The organism is candidate division WOR-3 bacterium (assembly GCA_016867815.1).
In the GTDB taxonomy this organism is placed as follows: Bacteria; Hydrothermota; Tepidihabitantia; order Tepidihabitantales; family Tepidihabitantaceae; genus UBA2258.
Genome location: VGIR01000005.1, coordinates 1 through 19,510 on the forward strand (window position 1 = coordinate 1; position 19,510 = coordinate 19,510).

A 19,510-nucleotide genomic window follows, 5' to 3' on the forward strand; every position below is an offset into this window, starting at 1 on the left:
TCGAGCAGTTGGATACGCTCAGACGGGCGCTGGGAATGGCCGAACAGAAAAGGGAGTCCAGCCTTCGGACCACCGGCCAAAAACTGACAGCCTGAGATGGATTTTACAGGAGAATCCGGACTTGACCGAATTGTCTGCGAAGCTGTCCTGAGGGTCATCTCAGCCGCTGCCCCTAGATGAGCTTCCCTCGCAGTTTCCCTTGTTGCTCTACCGATTGCTCACCGAGTTGCGGTCTCCGTTGCTCCACCCGTTGCTCTCTCCGCCACTGTGCCAGTTGCTCTGCCGGTCGCTCTGACCATTGCGGTCTGAGTCGCCGTCCCCGTAGCTCTCCCCCTAGCTCTGACTGTTGCTTTCCTGATTGCCCGGAGAATCGCCTCCCGAGTTGCCCTCCAAGTTGCTCTGTCAATTGTAGTCCCGATTGCGGGACCAGCTCCGGTCTCACGGCACCGTACTAGACCTACGCAAGCCTGTCAGTTATCTTCGGCAGCGAGCTTCGCGACCTCGATCCTGAGTTCTTCGAGCGCGCTGCCGGCAGCGGGGCCTGCAGCGTACCAGCGGACAAGGCCATTCCGGTCAAGCAGGAACATCTGCACCTGGCTGCGATCGGTCACTCCCAGCCGCTTGGAGTAGCCATCGATGTCCCCATAGTAGGGTGCTACCCAGCGCCGGTTCGGCTCGTTGATGGCGTTGCGCATCGCCCGGTTGATGATGCCGCGCAGCAGGCCAGGTATGCGCCTGCCCATCATCGGGACTTCGTAGGCGCGGAAGCCGTCTGCGGCCGAGTACTCCTTCCGTAATGGAACCAGCCACGAGTTCAGGTCGTGCTGCGATTCACGTTTGTAGCCGAACCCAACCAGGGCGATACTGCCGCTGGCGGAGTCCGGCAGTACCAGCCGACTGCCGTCCAGCAACCCCGCGTCCAAACGCGGCAGCTTCGACCAAAGCAAAGGCGCAGCGCTAGCACCTATGAAGCTGGCAAGCAAGATGGAGCTGATGCGAATCACCCTTGTATTCGACCTTAGTCCCTGCGCAATCGGTTCCTGTCACCAGATGGCCGCACCAGCTCCGTCGCTTGCGTTGTGGCAGTGTGCGCAGCTTGACCCCGCGGCCAGGGATTCTAGACTGGCGTTCGTGATGAAGCTCCCCGACTACCGGAAACTCCATACGGTCCCGCGCATCATCATCTTCCTCGTCGGGGTCTACGTCTTCCTTTTCTCAATCGAGCTTATGGGCAAAGGCTTCAACGGGCTGGGCGCCGGGTTCACCCGAACGCTCTTTTCGCTGACCGCCACCCCGCTTACCGGCCTCTTCATCGGCCTGCTGGTCACCTCCATTTGCCAGAGCTCGTCCTCGACGACTTCGGTCGTGGTCGGACTGGTTGCCTGCGGCTCGCTCGATATCACCCACGCCATCCCCATCGTGATGGGTGCGAACATCGGAACGACTGTCACGAGCACGATCGTCTCGTTTGCCCACGTCGGACGCAGACAGGAGTTCGAACGGGCATTCCCGGCCGCCATGGTCCACGATATCTTCAACATCCTGACGGTCATGACCCTGATGCCACTGGAGGCCCTCTTCCACCCGCTGGCGCGTGGGTCGGCCCTGCTCGCCCGGGCGTTCCAAGGCGTCGGAGGGCTCTCCGTTTCCAGTCCCTTGCAGTTCGTCACCGGACCGCCGCTCCACGCTGTCAGCCGGCTCGTGGGTCGCATTGCGTGGATCGAGCTTGCCGTAGCTCTCTTCCTGCTTTTCTCCGCCCTCAAGGTGATGGTGGACATGCTCCGCTCGCTCATCAGCCGGCGCTTCGAGGTCATCCTCGACAAGTACCTGTTCGGCAACGCGGGCCGGGCGTTCCTGCTCGGCCTCTTCTTCACTGCACTCATCCAGTCCAGCTCGGTCACCATATCCATGGCCGTGCCGCTGGCGGGCGCGGGCCTGCTGACACTCCGCCAGCTCTTCCCCTACGCCCTCGGCGCCAACATCGGCACGACGGTCACTGCGGTTCTCGCTGCGCTCGTTACCGGCTCGATTTCGGCCGTGCAAGTCGCGTTCGCCCACACCCTCTTCAACAGCTTCGGCACAGCAATATGGTATCCGCTGCGCATCGTGCCGCTGTCGATTGCCGGCTGGCTGGGCGGCTTCTGTGCCCGGCACCGCGTGTTCGCCGTGCTTTTCGTGATAGTCGTGTTCTTTGCCATACCGCTGGTTGCGGTTATACTTTTGAGGAGGACAGTATGATATTGACCGACCTCCTGAAGCTCTGGAAGAAAACGTCGCTGGTTGACGAAGCCACCGCGCAGTGTGTCGAGATGCTGCGCATCGGCCAGCAGATGTTCGCCTACTCGCTCGGCGTCCTGATGGACAACGAGTGCGAGGTCGAGGACATCTACGCGATGGACCGCACCCTGAACCATGGCGAGATTGCGGTTCGCCGCATGATAGCCGAGCACCTCGCGGTCAATCCGCAGGAAGATGCGATTCCGGCGCTGTTCCTTGCAACGATTGTCGGCGACATCGAACGGATCGGCGACTACTGCAAGAACCTGATCGAGCTGGCCCACCACTACCCGGAGAAGCTCGAGGGCCCGTACATCGACCGCATCCGAGCGGTCAAACTGGACGTTGCCAGGATGTACGATGATACCATGAAAGCCTACGCTGAAAACGACGCCTCGCTTGCCGCCTCGGTGATGGAGCGGCACGCCGAACTCGCCCGGACCTGCGACGGACTGACCGACCGGCTGCTGGCCGAGCAGCAGATGTGCGGACGCGACGCCATCATCCGGGCGCTACTGATCCGCTTCCTGAAGCGTGTGTCCGCCCACCTGAAGAACGTCGCCTCGTCGCTGGTGAACCCGTACCACAAGCTCGGCTACAAGCCGGACGGGACACCCGACGACCGCGACGAATGACGCGCCCCTGCTGAGAACATAGCCCGCGTCGGCGGGCCTTCGCACGCGCCCGCTCTCACTGTCCCGCCACACGCCTCCGGGTATCGGCATCTGCACCCCGGCTTCCAGATTCGTCCTCCGCGCCGACTAGCCGAATCCTGACAATTGGCCTATCCGCGCCTGGCAGATCGGCCCTAGGCTGTTGCCGCATGTTTGCGGCGGCGCCATCCAGCAGAAGAGCGTGCGTCAGCACACCCAGCAATATTTCGCTTGAATCTGTCAAGGAATTGGCCATAATGGTGAGCCTACCAAGGAACGCGGTCTTGACTACAGTACTTGAAGACAAAATCGCCGGATTGAAGCAGCAGCTCTTCACGATGGCCGGTATCGTGGAAGAGATGATCGGCAACAGCGTCAAGGCGCTGGTCCACAGGGAACCGGCGCTGGCCGAGCAGGTGATCGGCCCGGACGAAGACCGCGTCAACCGGCTGGAAATCGAGAACGAGGACGCGGCCATCAACCTGATGGCGCTCTACCAGCCCGAGGCTTCGAACCTGCGCGCCATTGCCATGATCATCAAGATCAACAACGACCTTGAGCGGCTTGGCGACCATGCGGTCAACATCGCTGAGGCGGCCCAGTTCCTGATGACGCGGCCTGCGGTGAAGCCGCTGGTCGACATCCCGAAGATGGCCGACTACGCCATCGCCATGCTCAAGGACTCGCTCGACGCCTTCACGCGCACTGATGCCGAACTGGCACGTTCGGTCTGTGGCCGCGACAACATCGTCGACGAGCTGAACGACACGGTGAAGACCGATCTCGCCCGGGTCATGAGCGCCGACGCCGCGACCATCGAGCGGGCCCTCAAACTGATGATGGTGTCGCTGAACCTCGAACGGATCGCCGACCTTGCCACCAACATAGCCGAGGACACCATCTACATCGCGACCGGACAAGTGATTAAGCACCACTGCAAGAACGAGGCACAGAACCCCGACCATTGAGTCGTCTGATAGCGGTCGTAGACGACGAGCCGGATATCCGTGACCTGGTTGCTCTCCATCTAAAGGGGGCCGGCTTCAGCGTCCGCGCCTTCCCCGACGCCACGCAGTTCCAGAAGTCGCTCGCCGGCAGCCTGCCGGACTTGGTCATCCTTGACCTGATGCTGCCCGATGCCGACGGAATCGATGTCTGCAAGGACATGAAACGCGGCGCCCGTACTACCGACATTCCCATCGTCATGCTGACAGCACGGGGCGACGAACTCGACCGTGTGCTGGGCCTGGAAATCGGCGCCGACGACTACATCACCAAGCCGTTCTCGCCCAAAGAGCTGGTCGCCCGCGTGAAAGCCGTTCTCCGCCGCCGCGACAAGGGCGGCCGGCAGGCTACGGTTGAGCTGACCGAAGGCGTAGTCATGGACCCGAACCGCTACGAAGTCTCGGTTAACGGCCGGAAGCTGGAGCTGACGACTACCGAGTTCAAGCTCCTCGCAATCCTGGCGGAGCGCCGCGGCTGGGTTTTCTCCCGCGACGAGATCTTGGGCCGCCTGTGGGGTGACGAGAAGGCGGTTATCGACCGCACGATTGACGTCCACGTGACGAACCTGCGAAGGAAGCTGGGGAAGGCGGGCCGGCTCATCGAGAACGTACGCGGCGTCGGCTACAAGCTTACCGACTGAACAGGAATCAAGGAATCGAGGATTCAAGGAACCCAGTGAACGGATTGCCCGAGTCAGGCTCTCACATGAATCCTGGAATCCTGGGATCCTCGTATCCTCTGCCCCGTCTTTGAAGCGCTACATCCTGCTGCGGTTGCTCGCCCTCCAGCTGGCGATAGTCATTGTGCTGCTCGTCGCAGGCCTGGCCGCGCGCGGCACGCGGCACAACACGATCCTCTGGGTCACAGCCGCGGTTGTCACGGTGGCCACCGGCGCGGTGTCATATCTGGTCGCCCGCAGCACGGTGCGGCCGCTTCGTGACCTGACTGCGGCGTTTCGCCGGCTGAGTGCCGGCGACTTCGACGTCCGCGTGCTTCCCGCCAAGCGTGGCCGGCTGCGCGAACTTGGCGATGACTTCAACCAGATGGTATTCAGGACCAAGACGCTGGTAGACGAACTGCGCCAGCAGCGCGAGGCTCTGGACGCAATCGTTGCGTCGATCCAAGAAGGCCTGGCCGTGGTGGACGGGCAGGGCCGAATCGTCCTTGCCAACGCCAGCTTCCGCCGCCTGGCTGGTGAATCCAAGATCGAAGGCCGCTACTACTGGGAGATAATCCGCGAGCCGGATTTCGTCGAACTCGTTCGCTCAGTGACGGCCGGGGCCCCGTTGGCTACCCGACAGATCGAGATCGCCGACCGTATCTACGCCTGCAGCGCTAACTACCTCGCGACCGCGCAACAGGTCGTTCTGACCCTCCACGACGACACCGAGGTCGCGCGGGCCGCGCAGATGAAGAAGGACTTCGTCCAGAACGTTTCCCACGAACTCCGAACGCCGCTCACCGCCATCAAGGGCTTCGCCGAGACCATGGAAGCGACCATTGACAACGGCAGCCGGCCGTACCTCGAGACCATCATCCGCAACACTGACCGGCTCGTCAGTCTCGTGCAGGACCTGCTCACGCTCTCTGAACTGGAGGAACGCGGAGCCGGGCTCCAACTTGAGGACGTCGATCTGCGGGCCATCGCCGCGCAGATGCTTCCGCTCTTCGACAAGGCGGCAAAAGACAAAGGACTCGAACTGAAGCTCTCGTTGTCCGGGGACGGTGTCCCGCTCCGCGCCGACCGGTTCAAGCTTGAGCAGGTCTTCATCAACCTGCTCGACAACGCGGTCAAGTACACCGACAAAGGAGAGGTCGAACTCGCCATCAGTCGTGAGGACGGCAAGATCGTTATCGAGGTCCGCGACACCGGACCCGGTATTGCGGCCGAGCACCTGCCCCGGCTGTTCGAGCGCTTCTACGTGGTGGATAAAGGCCGCTCCCGCCGGCTCGGAGGCACCGGGCTCGGCCTGTCGATAGTGAAACACATCGTCCTCCTTCACTCTGGCGACATCTCGGTGCGTAGTACGCCCGGTGCGGGCACGGCTTTCACCATCTCGCTACCGATCGGGACAACATAGCCCGGCCACCGGATAGAAGCCGTATTGGCTGCGCGCTGCCCGGAATCGACGGTCACCATTCCGGACAAGCGACCACGACTGCAACGAAGGCGCTTGGGCGGCAGTTCCGGCCGCAACCATATCCGGAGTAGCCTCCGAGTCGCTACCTTCTCCGTCGTTGACAAACAGAGGGGGAGGGCTAGACTTCCCGATACTGATGCTGGGTCGCATCCTCGGTCACGACTGGCCGTGTGCTCCGGGTTTGCGTCTCAACATAGGGAGCATCTAACGACTTGTGATTAATGCAGATACCGTTGACTGACGCGACGAAGTGCAACCCGGAGCTCGCGCTGAAGCTGCAAGCGGGCATCTGGATGGCTGAGGACCTCACTCCCCATGACGCCGACGCGAGCGCGCCGCTCGTCGGCTCAACCTCGTAGACATGCTAGCAGGATCTCAGGCCCCGCCAGCGGGACTGCCCGGGCAGCCGGAACCTGCGTACGCCGACTCGCTGGCTATGGTCTGCCACGACCTGCGTACGCCGCTGGCGGCAATCAAAGAGGCACTGGCGCTGCTGACGGAGACCGCAACCAGCCAGCTCGACGACCGTCAGCACCGCTACCTGGCCGTTGCCCGCGAGGAGATCAACCGGCTCAACCGGATGATCGACGACCTTGTTGAAGTTTCCCGAATGGAATCAGGCAAGGTTGTCCTGCATCCCAAGGCGGTGGACTTGTCCGAACTGCTCTCCGCTGCGACTGAGAGCCTGTCGCCGCTTGCGGGCAAGCGCAACCTGACAATCCGGCGCGACGTGCCGTCACTCCTGCCGCAGGTGACCGGTGACCGCGATCAACTGCTCCGCGTCTTCGGCAACCTCCTCGACAATGCCATTAAGCATTCGCCTGTGGGCGGGACGGTTCGCGTGGGGATAACCCCTGTAGACCCGCGCTCGGGCGCACCTGCCGGAGATGGTAGCACTGCTCGCGACGGCTACGTCCAGGTCACGGTTTCGAACGACGGCCCCGGTATCCCGCCAGAGGCAATCGACCGGATCTTCGAGAAGTTCGAGCGTGCGGACTCGCGCTGCCCGGGAAGCGGGTTGGGCCTGGCAGTAGTCCGCTCGATAGTTGAGATGCACCACGGCAGGGTCTGGGCGGAAAGCACCTCAGGCCAGGGGGCGCGGTTCCAGTTCACGCTGCCCATCAGGGAGGCTTCGTGAACACAGCCCGAGACCTTTGCGCCGGCGGCGGCCTTGCGCAGAGTTTGACTATCCCACTGGCCGCACGGTATACTGCAGTCGATGCAGCCGTGCCGAAGTCAGGACCTGACCGCAGGCGGTTCAATGACTAAGATGCGCCGCCGCAAGTTTGGGGTTCGGAGCAACTCAGGCGAGACAGCCTTGTTCGATTTCATCCTGCCAGTCAAGGAGGACGCGTGACCAACACCAAGAAGAAGATACTCGTAGTTGAGGACGATGCCGGCCTGCGTGAAATGGTCAAGAGTAGGCTCGAGAAGGAAGGGTTTGACGTAGTCACCGCGACCGATGGGTTCCAGGCCGTCGTCACGGCACGCCAGGGCGACCTCGACCTGATTGTTCTCGATTTGATACTCCCCAAGATGGACGGCTACTCGGTATGCCAGCTGCTCAAGTCGAGCGGGGCAAAGACCCCGATCATCATCCTCAGTGCCCGTTCGTCGCCGGAGGACATACGCCGAGCCCTCGACATGGGAGCGAACGCCTTTGTTCCCAAGCCGTACGACGCGCCGGTGCTGGTGAGCAAGGTCCGCGAGATCCTGTTCCCCGGGGAACAGGCCAAGACGTCGGTGGCCGCACCCGTAGCAGCTCCTCCGAAACCGGCGCCGGTAGTTGAGGCGCCGAAACCGGCTCCAGCAGCGGCGGTTATGACGCCCCCCGCCCTGGACAAAGCGAAGGCGGAACGCGAGGCGGCGGAACGGCGGGCGAAAGAGGAAGCCGAAGCCAGGGCACGTGCCGCCGACGCTGAACGCAGGCGGCAGGAAGAAGCCCGGAAGACAACGCCGACACCCACCAAGGAAGAGCTCGAACTCATAGAAGAAGAGAAGAGACTCGCCCAGAAACGAGCCAAGCTGCAGGCTGAGGCCCAGGCTCGCGCCGAAGCGGAACGGAAGCGGCAGGAAGAAGAACAGAAACTCGCGGCGCAGCGCGCCCGCGAGGAAGCCGAAGCCAAGGCTCGCGCCGAAGCCGAACGTAAGCGCAGGGAAGAGGAAGAGAGACTTGCCGCGCAGCGCGCCAAGGAAGAGGCCGATGCCAAGGCTCGCGCCGAGGCCGAACGCAAACGCCGGGAAGAAGAACAGAAGATCGCGGCGCAGCGCGCTCGCGAGGAAGCTGAAGCCAAGGCCCGCGCCGAAGCCGAGCGCAGGAAGCGTGAGGAAGAGGAACGCAGAATCGCCGCCCAGCGGGCCAAGGAAGAAGCCGAAGCCAGGGCTCGCGCCGAGGCCGAACGCAAACGCCGGGAAGAAGAACAGAGGATCGCGGCGCAGCGCGCCAAGGAAGAAGCCGAGGCCAAAGCGCGCGTTGAGGCGGAACGCAGGAAGAAGGAAGAGGAACGAAGACTCGCCGAGCAACGCGCCCGCGAGGAAGCCGAAGCCAAGGCTCGCGCCGAAGCCGAACGCAAGCGGAAAGAAGAAGAAGCTCGCCGACTCGCCGAGCAGCGAGCCCGCGAGGAAGCCGAGGCTCGGGCACGCTCAGAGGCCGAGATCAAGCGGCTCGATGAGCAGGAACGCAGACTCGCCCAGCAACGCGAGAAGGACGACGCCAAGACCAAATCCCGCTTCGACGGAGAACGGCGAAAACTCGAGGAAGAGGAGCGAAAGCTCGCCGAGAGACGGGCGCAGTTTGAAGCCCAGGTGAAAGCCTACGCTGATGAGGATCGCAAGCGCAAGGATGAGGAACGGAAACTCGCCGAGAAGCGCGGGCAACTTGAAGCCCAGGTGAAGGCCTACGCCGAAGCGGAACGCAAACGGAGAGAAGAGGAACAGCGGATCGCTGCGCAGCGCGCCAAGGAAGAAGCTGAGGCCAGAGCACGGGCCGAAGCAGAACGCAAGCGGAAAGAGGAAGAGGAGCGCCGGAGACGGGAAGAGGAGCAGCGAGCCAAAGAGGAAGCCGAGGCCAGGGCACGCGCCGAAGCAGAACGGAAGCGAATCGAGGAAGAGGAGCACAAACTGGCCGAGAAGCGTGCCCGCCTCCAGGCCGATGCCAAGGCACGCGCTGATGAGGAGCGCAAGGTGGCCGAGCGGCGAGCCAAAGAGGAAACCGAGGCCAAGGCACGCGCCGAAGCGGAACGCAAGCGACTCGAGGAAGAGGAACGTTTGCTGGCCGAGCACCGCGCCAAGGAGGAGGCGGAAGCGAAGGCCCGCGCCGAGGCGGAGCGCAAGCTGGCCGAAATGCGCGCCAATGAGACAGCCAAGGCCAAGGCTCGGGCCGAAAAGGAGCGCCAGGTTGCCGAGCAGCGTGCCAAGCTCGAAGCCGAAACCAAGGCCCGCACCGAGGCCCAACGCAAGCGCACGCAGGAGGAAGCCGAAGCCAAGGCCCGCGCCGAAGCGCTGCAACGGGAATGCGAAGAAGAGGAACGCAAGCTCGCCGAACGGAAAGCCCGGCTGGAGGCCGAAGCCAAGGCCCGCGCCGACAAGAACCGCAAAGCATAGCGCTCCCCACGGCAGATCTTCGCCGCCTGCCGAGCAACCGTTAGCCCGCAGACCGTGACAACACCACAGTTGATCAGATTCGCGCTGGCGGAAGATGTCGGCACGGGTGACGTCACCTCCCGACTTGCGGTTCCTGCTCGCCGGCTTGCCTCTGCCCGGCTGGTCGCTCGCGCAGCCGGAGTAATTGCCGGCCTCGATGTGTGCTGCCGGGTCTTCCTTACCGTTGACTCGTCTGTCCGCTTCGCGCCCAGGTTGGAGGATGGCGCTCGGTACCGCAGGAACCAGGTGCTTGCTGTCGTCAGCGGCCGGGCCCGGTCGATTCTCACCGCCGAACGCACCGCCCTCAACTTCATCCAGCGGCTGTCCGGCATCGCCACGGCAACCCGCAGATTCGTCGACGCAGCCCGCGGGACCAAGGCCGTCATCCTCGATACGCGCAAGACGACGCCGGGCTGGAGAGTGCTGGAGAAGTTCGCGGTCCGCTGCGGCGGCGGCACCAATCACCGTGCCGGCCTCTACGACATGATTCTCATCAAGGATAACCACATCGCGGCTGCCGGCTCGATCACGGCGGCCCTCGAGCGTTGCCGCTCCAGCCGACTATCGACTGAGGTCGAGACGCAGACCCTGGCTGATGTCAAAGAGGCCCTGGCCGGTGGAGCGAAGCGCATACTGCTCGACAACATGACTGTGGCAGAGATGAAGAAAGCGGTTGCGCTCGCCCGCGGCAAGGCGCAGCTCGAGGCCTCGGGCGGAGTCACTTTGCGGAACGTGCGCCGGGTTGCGCACACCGGGGTTGACTACATCTCAGTCGGAGCCATAACCCATTCGGCTCCGGCCGCGGACATCGCGCTCGATTTCGAAGGGTGATCGAGTGTCCCAGTGATCCAGTGCGCGACGCTGGACGCCGGTTCCTCCACTCGATCACTAGACCACTAGACCACTGGTCCTGTCCCGGTCAGATCTCCTTCACGAAGTACTTGCCCGGCAATTGCCGTACCAGGCCCTTGATCTCGAGCTGCATTAATACGGAAAGCAGGCCTGCCATCGGTATCCCAAGCCCCTCACAGATCTCGTCCACGTGCGCCGGTTCAGCGGTCAGAAACTCCATCACCGGCTTCTCCTCAGCCGCGACCTCAACCTTCGACCGCTCCTCGGCTCGCTTCGCCACTCCCAGTTGGCGCAGGACATCGTCGACCGAGAGCATCGGCCTTGCCCCGTTCTTCAGCAGCCGATTGATACCGAGGCTCTGCTCTGACGTGATGTTGCCCGGCACCGCGAACACGGCCCTGCCCTGATCGGCCGCCCAGGCCACGGTGTTCAGGACGCCTGACTTCTCCCCTGCCTCGACGGCCACGACTGCCTGAGACAGGCCGGATACGACCCGGTTACGCTTCGGGAAATTCATCGCCAGCGGCTCGACCCCGAGCGAGAACTCGGAGATGACCGCGCCCTGAGCGCTGACGGCGTCGTACAACTTCCGATTCTCCGGCGGGTAGTAGACGTCAATGCCGCAGCCGAGCACGGCCACTGTCCGGCCGCCGCCATCAAGCGCACCTTTGTGCGCGAACGTATCAACACCCCGCGCCAGCCCGCTCACGACCGTGACGCCATGCTGGGCCAGTTCGCGTCCCAGCTTCTCCGCCACTTGCCGGCCGTAGTGCGACGGCACGCGCGTACCCACGACCGCGGCGGCGGTCGTATCCTGGGGCCGAATCTCGCCCCGCAAGAACAGCACCGGTGGCATATGCGCAAGCTGCTTCAGATTCTCCGGGTAGTCTTCATCGGTGTAGCCGATGGTCCGGATACCAAGCGCCTGCGCCGCCTTCAAACGGCGCTCGGTCTCGTCGCTCCGCCGGTACGAGCGGATGGCCGTGGCAAGCTCTTTGTCTATCCCTTTCACCTCGAGCAGGTCATCCTGGCCCGCCTTGAACACGGCTTCGGGAGTCCGGAACCGGGCCAGCAGATTCTTCAGCCGCGTCTCGTTCATCCGCGGCACTGCATACAGGTCGACGAACCCCGCGTTCATGCCGGCCTAGGTTGTCCTTGGGAACAGCCGGTTGATCGACTCCCGCAGTTCCTCGATCCCCTGCCCGGTCAAACCCGACACCCAGACCCGCTCGGCGTCCCAGCGGGCGGTAGACTTGCGCCCGGCCAGAAGGTCCACCTTGTTGAGAGCAATGATCCGCGGCCGCTTCAGGATCTCCCCGTTGTAGTCGCCGATCTCGCCCACCAACTCGTCGTAGTCACGCTTGGGGTGCCCCGCCGACGCGTCAATGACGAACACGAGCATCCGCGTCCGTTCGATGTGCCGCAGGAACGCGAGGCCCAGTCCTTTGCCTTCGTGCGCACCCTTGATGATACCGGGCATGTCTGCGACCGTGAACCGCACGTCCTTGGTCTGCATCACGCCGAGGTTCGGAGTCAGCGTGGTGAACGGGTAGCTCGCGACCTTGGGATTGGCCCGCGTCAGCCGCGACAACAGCGTTGACTTGCCGGCATTGGGAAGCCCGACGATTCCGACATCGGCCACCAGTCTCAGGACCAGCCTGATCTTGCGCTCCTCGGCGGCTTCACCCGGATCGAAACGGCGGGGCGCCTGGTCGGTCGAGGATGCGAACCTGGCGTTACCCCGGCCACCTCTGCCACCGCGCGCCACGACCAGTTCCTGATTCGACCTCAGGATCTCCCCCAACTTCGCGCCGGTGCCGGCATCGAATACGTCGGTGCCCAGCGGCACGGGCACGCGCACACCTTCTCCATTCCGGCCGTGTCGGTTCGCGCCCCTGCCGTGGCCCCCCGCGCCTGCCTTGTAGAATCGGTGATACTCGAGGTCGGCCAGCGTCTGGAGATAGTGGTTACCCCAGAGCACGACCGAGCCACCGTCGCCGCCGTCGCCGCCATCCGGCCCGCCCTTGGGCACGAACTTCTCTCGTCGAAACGAGACGCAGCCGTCGCCGCCTGAACCGGCCCGCACCTGGATTGTTACTACGTCAATGAATCGCATGTCCGCAGAGGGATGAAGTGCGACGAGTAGCGGTCACTCTTTAGCCCTATCCGCTGCTCCGCGTCTCCCCGACCTTCCGTCGCAGCGCACTTATCACCTGTTCAGGTACGAAACAGGCAAGTTCGCCGCCCTTGGCAGCGAGTTCGCGCACCAGCGACGAACTGAGGTAGAAGTATCGTTCCGACGGAACGAAGAAGATAGTCTCGACTGCCGGGGCGAGCTTGCGGTTGGTGAGCGCCATCTGGAACTCGTAGTCAAAGTCCATCACGGCCCGCATGCCGCGGATGATGGCTTGCGCGCGTTGCTGCTGCACGAAGTCCACGAGCAGGCAATCGAATCCCTGCACGACGACTCGATCCATACCCCTCGTGACGTCCTTTGCCAGCTGCATGCGCTCCTTCCAGGAGAACAGGGGATTCTTCTCCTGCCGGCTCGCAACACCGACGACCACCTTGTCGAATAGATGCGCTGCCCGTTTGACCACATCCAGGTGCCCGAGTGTGATCGGGTCAAAGCTGCCGGGATACACGGCAATCCTCTGCCCACCCGCAGCCTGTGTTTCCGTATTCGTCATTCGAGCTTCGGCCTTCGTCAGTCTCCTCACGCCATCCTCCTCATCACACTCACCATGGTGTCGCCGTAGTCTCCCTGCTTCACCATCTCCCAGCCAGCCGGAGCCAGCGGCATCTCGCGCCGGTGGTGCTCCGCAACAAACCAGCCGTCCGGACCCAGAACGCCGAACTCGGCTGACCGGTCGATGGTCGCCTGCACCAGCTCGTGCAGGTAGGGAGGGTCGGCCAGAACCAGATCGAAGCCGGCGTCAGCCAGCTTCTTCAGGACCCGCAGCACGTCGCCTCGTATCACCGTCGCATCCGGCAGACCCCTCACGTTTGCGCGCAGGAACCGCAGCACCGTCGCCTGCTGCTCTATGAAGACCACCGATGCCGCGCCCCGCGACAGCGCCTCGATGCCAAGCGATCCGCCGCCGGCGTACAGGTCACACGCCCTGGCCCCGCGCACCCGCGTCCCGATGATGTTGAACATTGCCTGTCGCGTTATCGCCTTGGTCGGCCGCAGGCCGGCGCGTGGATACTCAAGCTCTCTACCCTTGTACCGGCCGCTACTAACACGCATTACAGGACTATACCGCCCGACCTCAGTCTGTCAAACTAGGACTGGGGTAACCCTCCTCACCCTGGCGCCGCTCGCCCTCTCCCCGCCAGGGAGAGGGTCGGCGTGAAGAGCTGGAGTGCGGGACACGACCCAGTTCCGTTGGGCAGATGGAGTCGTGCCCAATCCCGACTTGGTCGCCTGATCGAGAGCTCCGGCTCAGGCTTGGCTGGAGTCTCTTCGAATCAGTCGAGGCAATAGAACGTGCAAAGAACGGCGGGGAGTAACCTCCCCGCCGCAGTGTGTAGGACCAGCTCCTCAGTGCGTCACGATGACCTTGGCGACAGGCGCCTCGGCCTCGGCGACGCGCGCGAAGTAGACTCCGTCTGCCAGCTGCCGGCCGTCGAGGATGGCCCGGTCGCGGCTGAGGACTAGCGTACGGACGACGCTACCGGTTGCGTCATAGAGCTCGATCGCTTTCTCCGCCCCGGTCGGGTTGAGCAGACGTAGCGTCGTCAGGCCCCGGAACGGACTCGGACTGACGTCGATGCGCGCCGGCGCCGGGGCCGGGGTCGGCTCTACCGACTCGAAGATCCCGACCGGACCCGAGATCGTTGCGTTCGCCATGAAATCGCGCACCCCGGCGTCCCGGTCCAGGCTCCAGCCTCCGAAGTGCTCCCATTTCTGGAACGACAGTGGCGGGACCGAATCCATGCCGAACGTCGGTTCGCTGTCCGCGACGGATATCGCGGCCACGAAGAAAGCGCCCTCACCGATGACCACCGGGCTTGACGGAGTCACAGTAAACCAGCTATCGCCCGCCACGTTGACTGTCGCTTTGTACAGCGTGTCCCCGGGTGTGCCGGCCGGACCATTGTCATCGAAGATAGCGATGTAGGGACTCGAAGGTACCGACCGCATGCCCAGATAGACCCGTGCGCTCTGCACCGAGCAAGGATAGACCGGCGGTACGAAACGGTTGCCCCACCCTCCGCCGGCGGAGTAGAAGTACCACATGCTGCCCGGTGTGCCGCCGTCGTAGGAGAGCAACGCCGGCATCGTGACCACGCGGAGTTCAAGCTTCACCGTGTCGTTTGCGGCCAGCATGTCACCGGCTAACCTGGTGTAGATCTTGAGGATGTATGTGCCGTTGGTGACCGGGCGCCAGGTGCTGCCAAGTGCCAGTGATTCGGTTTCGCCCGGGGCCGACGCCATCGTCATCATCGAATCGGAGAAGACGACGGCATTGTTCTGCCGCGTGACCTTGAAATGGGTCTGGTAGGCAGCTTCGGATTGGTTGCCGTAGTTCTTGACAACTGCCCAGAACGAAAGCGGGCGGCCATTGACGGCGAACAGGCCACCGCTGCGGTCGTTCATCGCGTTGCGAATGCCCACGTCATGGATCTGCAGCGTACTGGAGTCGGGCGGGAAGAAGCGGACCGCCAGGTCGGGATGGAGCAGGTTGCCCGACGGAGTTGCGCCCGAAAGGTAGTTGAGACCGATGGCACCGGATATGTTCTCGATGCCGGTCTGGTTGTTGGTCGCACCCCAGCCTTGGTAGGGAGCGCCGCTCTGCTCCTTGTACTGGAACGTGATGGACGAGTCCGCCTTGGTCAGGATGACCTGAAAGGTGTTGTTGCCACCCGTGCTCCAGAACGCGATGCTGTCGTACTCGACGATGAAGCTGTCAGCGCCGTTGGACCAGTACCAGATGGAACCGTTGGGCGAAGCGCCCGTGGTGCAGTCAAGGTCACTGAGGAGCATGGCAAGCTGGTTATTCGGCTTCTGAGTACTCGGAACGGCCTTGAACGGCGAAGCGTTGGCGGTAGCATCGCCGAATGTGATGTAGCCGTTTGACCCGACGATGACCGAATTGACATTGTACCAGTAGTAGGGGAAGTTGAATCCGACGGAGAACGGCCCGGCGGTATTGTCATCCAGGAGTGTCGTTATCTCGGTACCAACTCCTTTGATGCTCACCCAGTTGTAGGTCGGAGCGCCCGAACCGGTGGTATCCGAGTCCAGGTACTTGTAGCCATAGGTATCCGGCCCGCCGCCACCGAGCACCGCGGGCGCACTCGACGGAGCAATGCCGCCCGGGGTGAACGCTACCAACGCGATCGACAGAATCGCCACCAACATCAGACCTCCTTTGGACCCTGCTCTGGCAGGGCCCTGGTTCTCTTGGCTCCTAACGTTGCGCGGCATCCGACCCGGAACAACGACGGTGCCTGGTCGTGACCGCAGCTTTGGGATTCTACCCCGTCCGCGGCTCTGGTCAAGGAGGCGGGAAGGCGGGCGACAGACGTCGAGGCAACAAAGGAGCGGCGGGGATTCTCCTCCCCGCCGCAATCTGCAAAGCCGTCGGCCTAGTGCGTAACGATGACCTTGGCCACGGGCGCATCGGTACCGGCGACCCGCGCGAAGTAGATCCCGTCAGCGAGCAGCCGACCATCAAGGACAACCTGGTCGCGGCTGAGGTCCAGCGTGCGCACGACGCTGCCGGTCGCGTCGTAGAGATCGATCGCCCTCTCCGCCCCGGTCGGGTTGAGTAGACGAAGAGTGGTGACGCTGCCGAACGGGTTGGGATTGACGTCAATCCGTACCGGCACGCGCGCCGGCGCCGGCTCCAGCCACTCCAGGATACCGACTGGCCCGGAAACCGTCGCATTAGCGCAGACATCACGCACCACTGCGTCGCGGCTCGGTCCCCAGACGCCGGTGTTCTCCCAGCCCTGGTAGCAGAGCGGCGGCACTGAGTCCATACCGTACGACGGGTCGCTGGCCGTCTCAGAGGTCGAGCCGACGAAGAACGCGCCTTCCGTAACGACGACCGGCGTCGCCAGATTGACTGAGTACCAGTTGGCCGCGGAGACGGAAACCGTGTCCGCGAACAGGATAGTCCCAGGGCCTTCGCCCGGACCGTCGTCGTCGTATATCGCCATCAGGACGTCGACCGTGCCGGCCGAGGTCATGTGCTGGCGGATGGCGCTGATCGAGCATGGATAGACCGGCGGCACGAAACGATTGCCGAACCCGCCCGGACCGTTCCAGGACATGGAGTTGCCAGGCGTACCGCTGTCAAAGGTAAGCATCCCCGGCAGGGTGACCACGCGGAGTTCGATCATCGCGGTGTCGTTCGCGGCCAGCATATCGCCGGTCATCTTGGTGATTATCTTGATGATGTACGTGCCGTTGGTGACCGGACGCCAGGTGCTGCCGAGGGCGAGCGATTCGGTCTCGCCCGGGCCCGTTGCCATCGCTGTCATCGAGTCGGAGAAGACAACCGCGTTGTTCTGCCTGGTTACCTTGAAGTACGTGGTGTAGGATGCTTCCGGCTGATTGCCGAAGTTCTTGACCACCGCCCAGAATGAAAGCGGCCGGTCGTTGATGGCGAACAGGCCGCCGCTACGGTCGTTCATCGCGTTGCGGACGCCCACGTCATGGATCTGCAGCGAGGTTGACTCGGGCGGGAAGAAACGAACCGCAAGATCGGGGTGGAGCACATTGCCCGACGGGGTCGTACCCGAAAGGTAGTTCAGACCTATCGCGCCCGATATGTTCTCGATGCCGGTCTGGTTGGCATCCGGCCCCCAGCCGTTGAACGGCGCGCCACTCTGTTCCTTGTACTGGAACGTGACCGAGGAGTCGGCCTTGGTCAGAATCATCTGGAATGTGTTGTTCCCGCCGGTACTCCAGAAAGTGATGCTGTCGTACTCCACGATGAAGCTGTCCGTCCCATTCGACCAGTACCAAACCGAACCGTTCGGGGAGCCGGTCGCGCTGCAGTCGAGGTCACTCAGCAGCGCCGCCAACTGGTTGTTCGGCTTGCCCGTGCCCGGGACCGGCTTGAACGGCGACGCGTTCGCCGACTTGTCACCGAACGCTATGTAGCCGTTGGACCCGACAATTACCGAGTTGACCTTATACCAGTAGTACGGGAAATCGAATCCGATCGGGAACGGCCCGGCATTGTTGTCATCACCGAGGGTCGTTATCTCGGTACCGACACCCTTGATGCTCACCCAATTGTAGGTTGGAGCGCCCGAGCCGGTGGTGTCCGAGTCCAGATACTTGTAGCCATATGTATCCGGGCCACCGCCACCAAGCACGGGAGCGCTGGACGGCAACATGCCCCCCGGGGTCAGCGCCACCAGCACGATTGACAGAATAGTTACGAACATCAGTCCTCCTTTTCAGCCCCGCCTGGGCAGGGCTGTAGTTCGCTCTACTTGATGACTGCCCGGCCGCTAACCGGGCAGCACCGTATCATCTGCGGGCTCTTAGCAGAGTTGAATATAGGCCGTCCGTCCCGGAAGTCAAGGAGAAGTGGACACGGGTAACGACGTTGAGGACCATGCCACGGCACTGCCGCCGTCACTCACGCTCGCGAGGCTACTACTTGACTTTGCGCGATAAGGACCAAGAATATCACGCAAATGGACAAGTTCATCGTCCGCGGCCCGACCAGGCTTGAAGGAACGGTCTCGACCGCAGCCGCCAAGAACGCGGTACTGCCCATCCTCGCCGCCTGTCTGCTGACCGAGGAACCTTGCGTTATCCGGGACGTGCCCCTGCTCGAAGACGTTAAGACAATGGCCCGGCTCCTGCGGTCATTGGGCGTGCAGGTTGAGCAGCGGAAGCATACCATCAAGCTCGCGGCTGCTGGCAAGATAGAACGGACCGCGACCTATGACATCGTGCGCAAGATGCGGGCCAGCTACTACGTGCTCGGACCCCTGCTCGGTCGATTCGGGGACGCGCGAGTCTCGCTGCCCGGCGGCTGCGCCATCGGCCCGCGGCCGGTTGACCTCCATCTCAAAGGCATCGCGGCGCTGGGTGCCGAAGTCGATCTTGAGCACGGCTATATCCATGCTACCGGCCGCCTGCGCGGCGGCACCATGCTGCTGGAAGGGACTTCTGGCCCGAGTGTCGGCGCCACTGCGAACACGATGATGGCCGCCGTGCTCGCCGAGGGCGAAACCGTCATCCAGGGAGCGGCCTGCGAGCCCGAGGTTTCAGACCTCGCCGGCTTCCTCACTGTCATGGGCGCGAAGATCGAGGGCTGCGGCACGCCGGTCGTGAGAATCAGAGGCGTGAAGCGCCTGCACGGTGCCGACTACCGGCCGATCCCAGACCGGATTGAAGCCGGGACGCTCGCCGTTGCCGCCGCCATCACGCGCGGCCAACTGGAGATCACCGGCTGCGAACCCGCGCACCTCGTCGCGGCAATCGACTGCCTGCGCCAGGCCGGCGTGACCGTCGAGACGGGCAAACGTCGAATGGTCGTCAGCGCCGAACGACGCCCCGAGGCAGTCACGGTCGCAACCGCGCCGTACCCGGGATTTCCTACCGATCTGCAGGCGCAGTTCACCGCGCTGCTGGCGACCGGCCATGGCACCAGCATCGTCACCGAGAACGTATTCGAATCGCGCTTCCTGCACGCGTTGGAACTGAACCGCATGGGTGCGAAGATCGACATCAACGGGCGGATGGCGGTTATCCAGGGATCGGAGTACCTGTCCGGTGCTCAGGTGATGGCCTCGGACTTGCGGGCATCGGCCGCGCTGGTGCTGGCCGGGCTCGCCGCAAGGGGCGAGACCGAAGTCCAGCGCATCTACCACCTGGACCGGGGATATGAATCGATGGAGCTGAAGCTGGGCGGGGTCGGAGCGAAGATCGAGCGCGTCAGTTACTGAAGAAGCTGAACGCTT

General features: G+C 63.2%; 16 protein-coding genes. 9 read left to right on the forward strand and 7 right to left on the reverse strand.

Annotated elements, in window-relative coordinates; all coding sequences use genetic code 11:
* Positions 1–470 precede the first annotated feature (470 nt).
* Complete coding sequence (locus FJY68_01460; GenBank protein ID MBM3330501.1) at positions 471–947, reverse strand: hypothetical protein; 477 nt, start codon at positions 945–947, stop codon at positions 471–473.
* A gap of 19 nt (positions 948–966) precedes the next feature.
* On the opposite strand from FJY68_01460, the gene FJY68_01465 reads away from it, so the two are divergent.
* The 8 genes from FJY68_01465 (at position 967) to nadC (ending at position 10,549) form a co-directional block, all read left to right on the forward strand.
* On the forward strand, positions 967–2,238 hold the full coding sequence (locus FJY68_01465) for a hypothetical protein (GenBank protein ID MBM3330502.1): 1,272 nt from the start codon (positions 967–969) through the stop codon (positions 2,236–2,238).
* Positions 2,088–2,912: a hypothetical protein gene (locus FJY68_01470; protein MBM3330503.1), complete on the forward strand. Its 825-nt coding sequence runs from the start codon at positions 2,088–2,090 to the stop codon at positions 2,910–2,912. The genes FJY68_01465 and FJY68_01470 overlap by 151 nt, the downstream gene beginning before the upstream one ends.
* Before the next feature lie 188 nt (positions 2,913–3,100).
* Positions 3,101–3,898: a phosphate signaling complex protein PhoU gene (phoU, locus tag FJY68_01475; protein MBM3330504.1), complete on the forward strand. Its 798-nt coding sequence runs from the start codon at positions 3,101–3,103 to the stop codon at positions 3,896–3,898.
* A complete protein-coding gene (locus FJY68_01480; protein ID MBM3330505.1) occupies positions 3,895–4,575 on the forward strand; it encodes a response regulator transcription factor in 681 nt (226 codons plus the stop codon). Before phoU ends, FJY68_01480 begins: the two co-directional genes overlap by 4 nt.
* A gap of 109 nt (positions 4,576–4,684) precedes the next feature.
* Complete coding sequence (locus tag FJY68_01485; protein MBM3330506.1) at positions 4,685–6,016, forward strand: HAMP domain-containing protein; 1,332 nt, start codon at positions 4,685–4,687, stop codon at positions 6,014–6,016.
* Positions 6,017–6,437: 421 nt separating this feature from the next.
* Positions 6,438–7,214 carry a HAMP domain-containing histidine kinase gene (locus FJY68_01490; GenBank protein MBM3330507.1) on the forward strand — a complete coding sequence of 259 codons (777 nt, stop codon included), beginning with the start codon at positions 6,438–6,440 and terminating at the stop codon, positions 7,212–7,214.
* Positions 7,215–7,429: 215 nt separating this feature from the next.
* On the forward strand, positions 7,430–9,679 hold the full coding sequence (locus FJY68_01495) for a response regulator (GenBank protein ID MBM3330508.1): 2,250 nt from the start codon (positions 7,430–7,432) through the stop codon (positions 9,677–9,679).
* 54 nt (positions 9,680–9,733) lie between these two features.
* Positions 9,734–10,549: a carboxylating nicotinate-nucleotide diphosphorylase gene (gene nadC / locus FJY68_01500; protein ID MBM3330509.1), complete on the forward strand. Its 816-nt coding sequence runs from the start codon at positions 9,734–9,736 to the stop codon at positions 10,547–10,549.
* 88 nt (positions 10,550–10,637) lie between these two features.
* On the opposite strand, the gene dprA is transcribed toward nadC, so the two are convergent.
* The 6 genes from dprA to FJY68_01530 all read right to left on the reverse strand — a co-directional run bounded on the left by dprA (position 10,638) and on the right by FJY68_01530 (position 17,980).
* Entirely contained in the window at positions 10,638–11,708 is a 1,071-nt protein-coding gene (gene dprA / locus FJY68_01505) for a DNA-protecting protein DprA (GenBank protein MBM3330510.1), read from the reverse strand.
* Between the two features lie 6 nt (positions 11,709–11,714).
* Positions 11,715–12,686, reverse strand: a complete 972-nt coding sequence (gene obgE, locus FJY68_01510) for a GTPase ObgE (GenBank protein ID MBM3330511.1) — start codon at positions 12,684–12,686, stop codon at positions 11,715–11,717.
* Positions 12,687–12,732: 46 nt separating this feature from the next.
* Entirely contained in the window at positions 12,733–13,260 is a 528-nt protein-coding gene (gene coaD, locus FJY68_01515) for a pantetheine-phosphate adenylyltransferase (protein ID MBM3330512.1), read from the reverse strand.
* Between the two features lie 26 nt (positions 13,261–13,286).
* A complete protein-coding gene (gene rsmD, locus FJY68_01520) occupies positions 13,287–13,820 on the reverse strand; it encodes a 16S rRNA (guanine(966)-N(2))-methyltransferase RsmD (GenBank protein ID MBM3330513.1) in 534 nt (177 codons plus the stop codon).
* 294 nt (positions 13,821–14,114) lie between these two features.
* A complete protein-coding gene (locus tag FJY68_01525) occupies positions 14,115–15,938 on the reverse strand; it encodes a T9SS type A sorting domain-containing protein (GenBank protein MBM3330514.1) in 1,824 nt (607 codons plus the stop codon).
* A 227-nt stretch (positions 15,939–16,165) separates the two neighbouring features.
* Positions 16,166–17,980 (reverse strand): T9SS type A sorting domain-containing protein, encoded by a 1,815-nt coding sequence (locus FJY68_01530; GenBank protein ID MBM3330515.1) that lies wholly within the window; start codon positions 17,978–17,980, stop codon positions 16,166–16,168.
* 255 nt (positions 17,981–18,235) lie between these two features.
* Here FJY68_01530 and murA point away from each other — a divergent pair, with 255 nt between their 5' ends.
* Positions 18,236–19,495, forward strand: coding sequence for a UDP-N-acetylglucosamine 1-carboxyvinyltransferase (gene murA, locus FJY68_01535; GenBank protein MBM3330516.1), 1,260 nt, complete (start codon positions 18,236–18,238; stop codon positions 19,493–19,495).
* Positions 19,496–19,510: the final 15 nt, after the last annotated feature.

What these genes read in the sequence shown, in the direction of transcription:
- FJY68_01465 (MBM3330502.1), top strand. Translation starts at nt 967, where the DNA reads ATGAAGCTGGCAAGCAAGATGGAGCTGATGCGAATCACCCTTGTATTC.
- FJY68_01470 (MBM3330503.1), top strand. Translation starts at nt 2,088, where the DNA reads ATGGTATCCGCTGCGCATCGTGCCGCTGTCGATTGCCGGCTGGCTGGG.
- phoU (MBM3330504.1), top strand. Translation starts at nt 3,101, where the DNA reads ATGTTTGCGGCGGCGCCATCCAGCAGAAGAGCGTGCGTCAGCACACCC.
- FJY68_01490 (MBM3330507.1), top strand. Translation starts at nt 6,438, where the DNA reads ATGCTAGCAGGATCTCAGGCCCCGCCAGCGGGACTGCCCGGGCAGCCG.
- dprA (MBM3330510.1), bottom strand. Translation starts at nt 11,708, where the DNA reads ATGAACGCGGGGTTCGTCGACCTGTATGCAGTGCCGCGGATGAACGAG.
- obgE (MBM3330511.1), bottom strand. Translation starts at nt 12,686, where the DNA reads ATGCGATTCATTGACGTAGTAACAATCCAGGTGCGGGCCGGTTCAGGC.
- coaD (MBM3330512.1), bottom strand. Translation starts at nt 13,260, where the DNA reads ATGACGAATACGGAAACACAGGCTGCGGGTGGGCAGAGGATTGCCGTG.
- rsmD (MBM3330513.1), bottom strand. Translation starts at nt 13,820, where the DNA reads ATGCGTGTTAGTAGCGGCCGGTACAAGGGTAGAGAGCTTGAGTATCCA.
- FJY68_01525 (MBM3330514.1), bottom strand. Translation starts at nt 15,938, where the DNA reads ATGTTGGTGGCGATTCTGTCGATCGCGTTGGTAGCGTTCACCCCGGGC.
- FJY68_01530 (MBM3330515.1), bottom strand. Translation starts at nt 17,980, where the DNA reads ATGTTCGTAACTATTCTGTCAATCGTGCTGGTGGCGCTGACCCCGGGG.
- murA (MBM3330516.1), top strand. Translation starts at nt 18,236, where the DNA reads ATGGACAAGTTCATCGTCCGCGGCCCGACCAGGCTTGAAGGAACGGTC.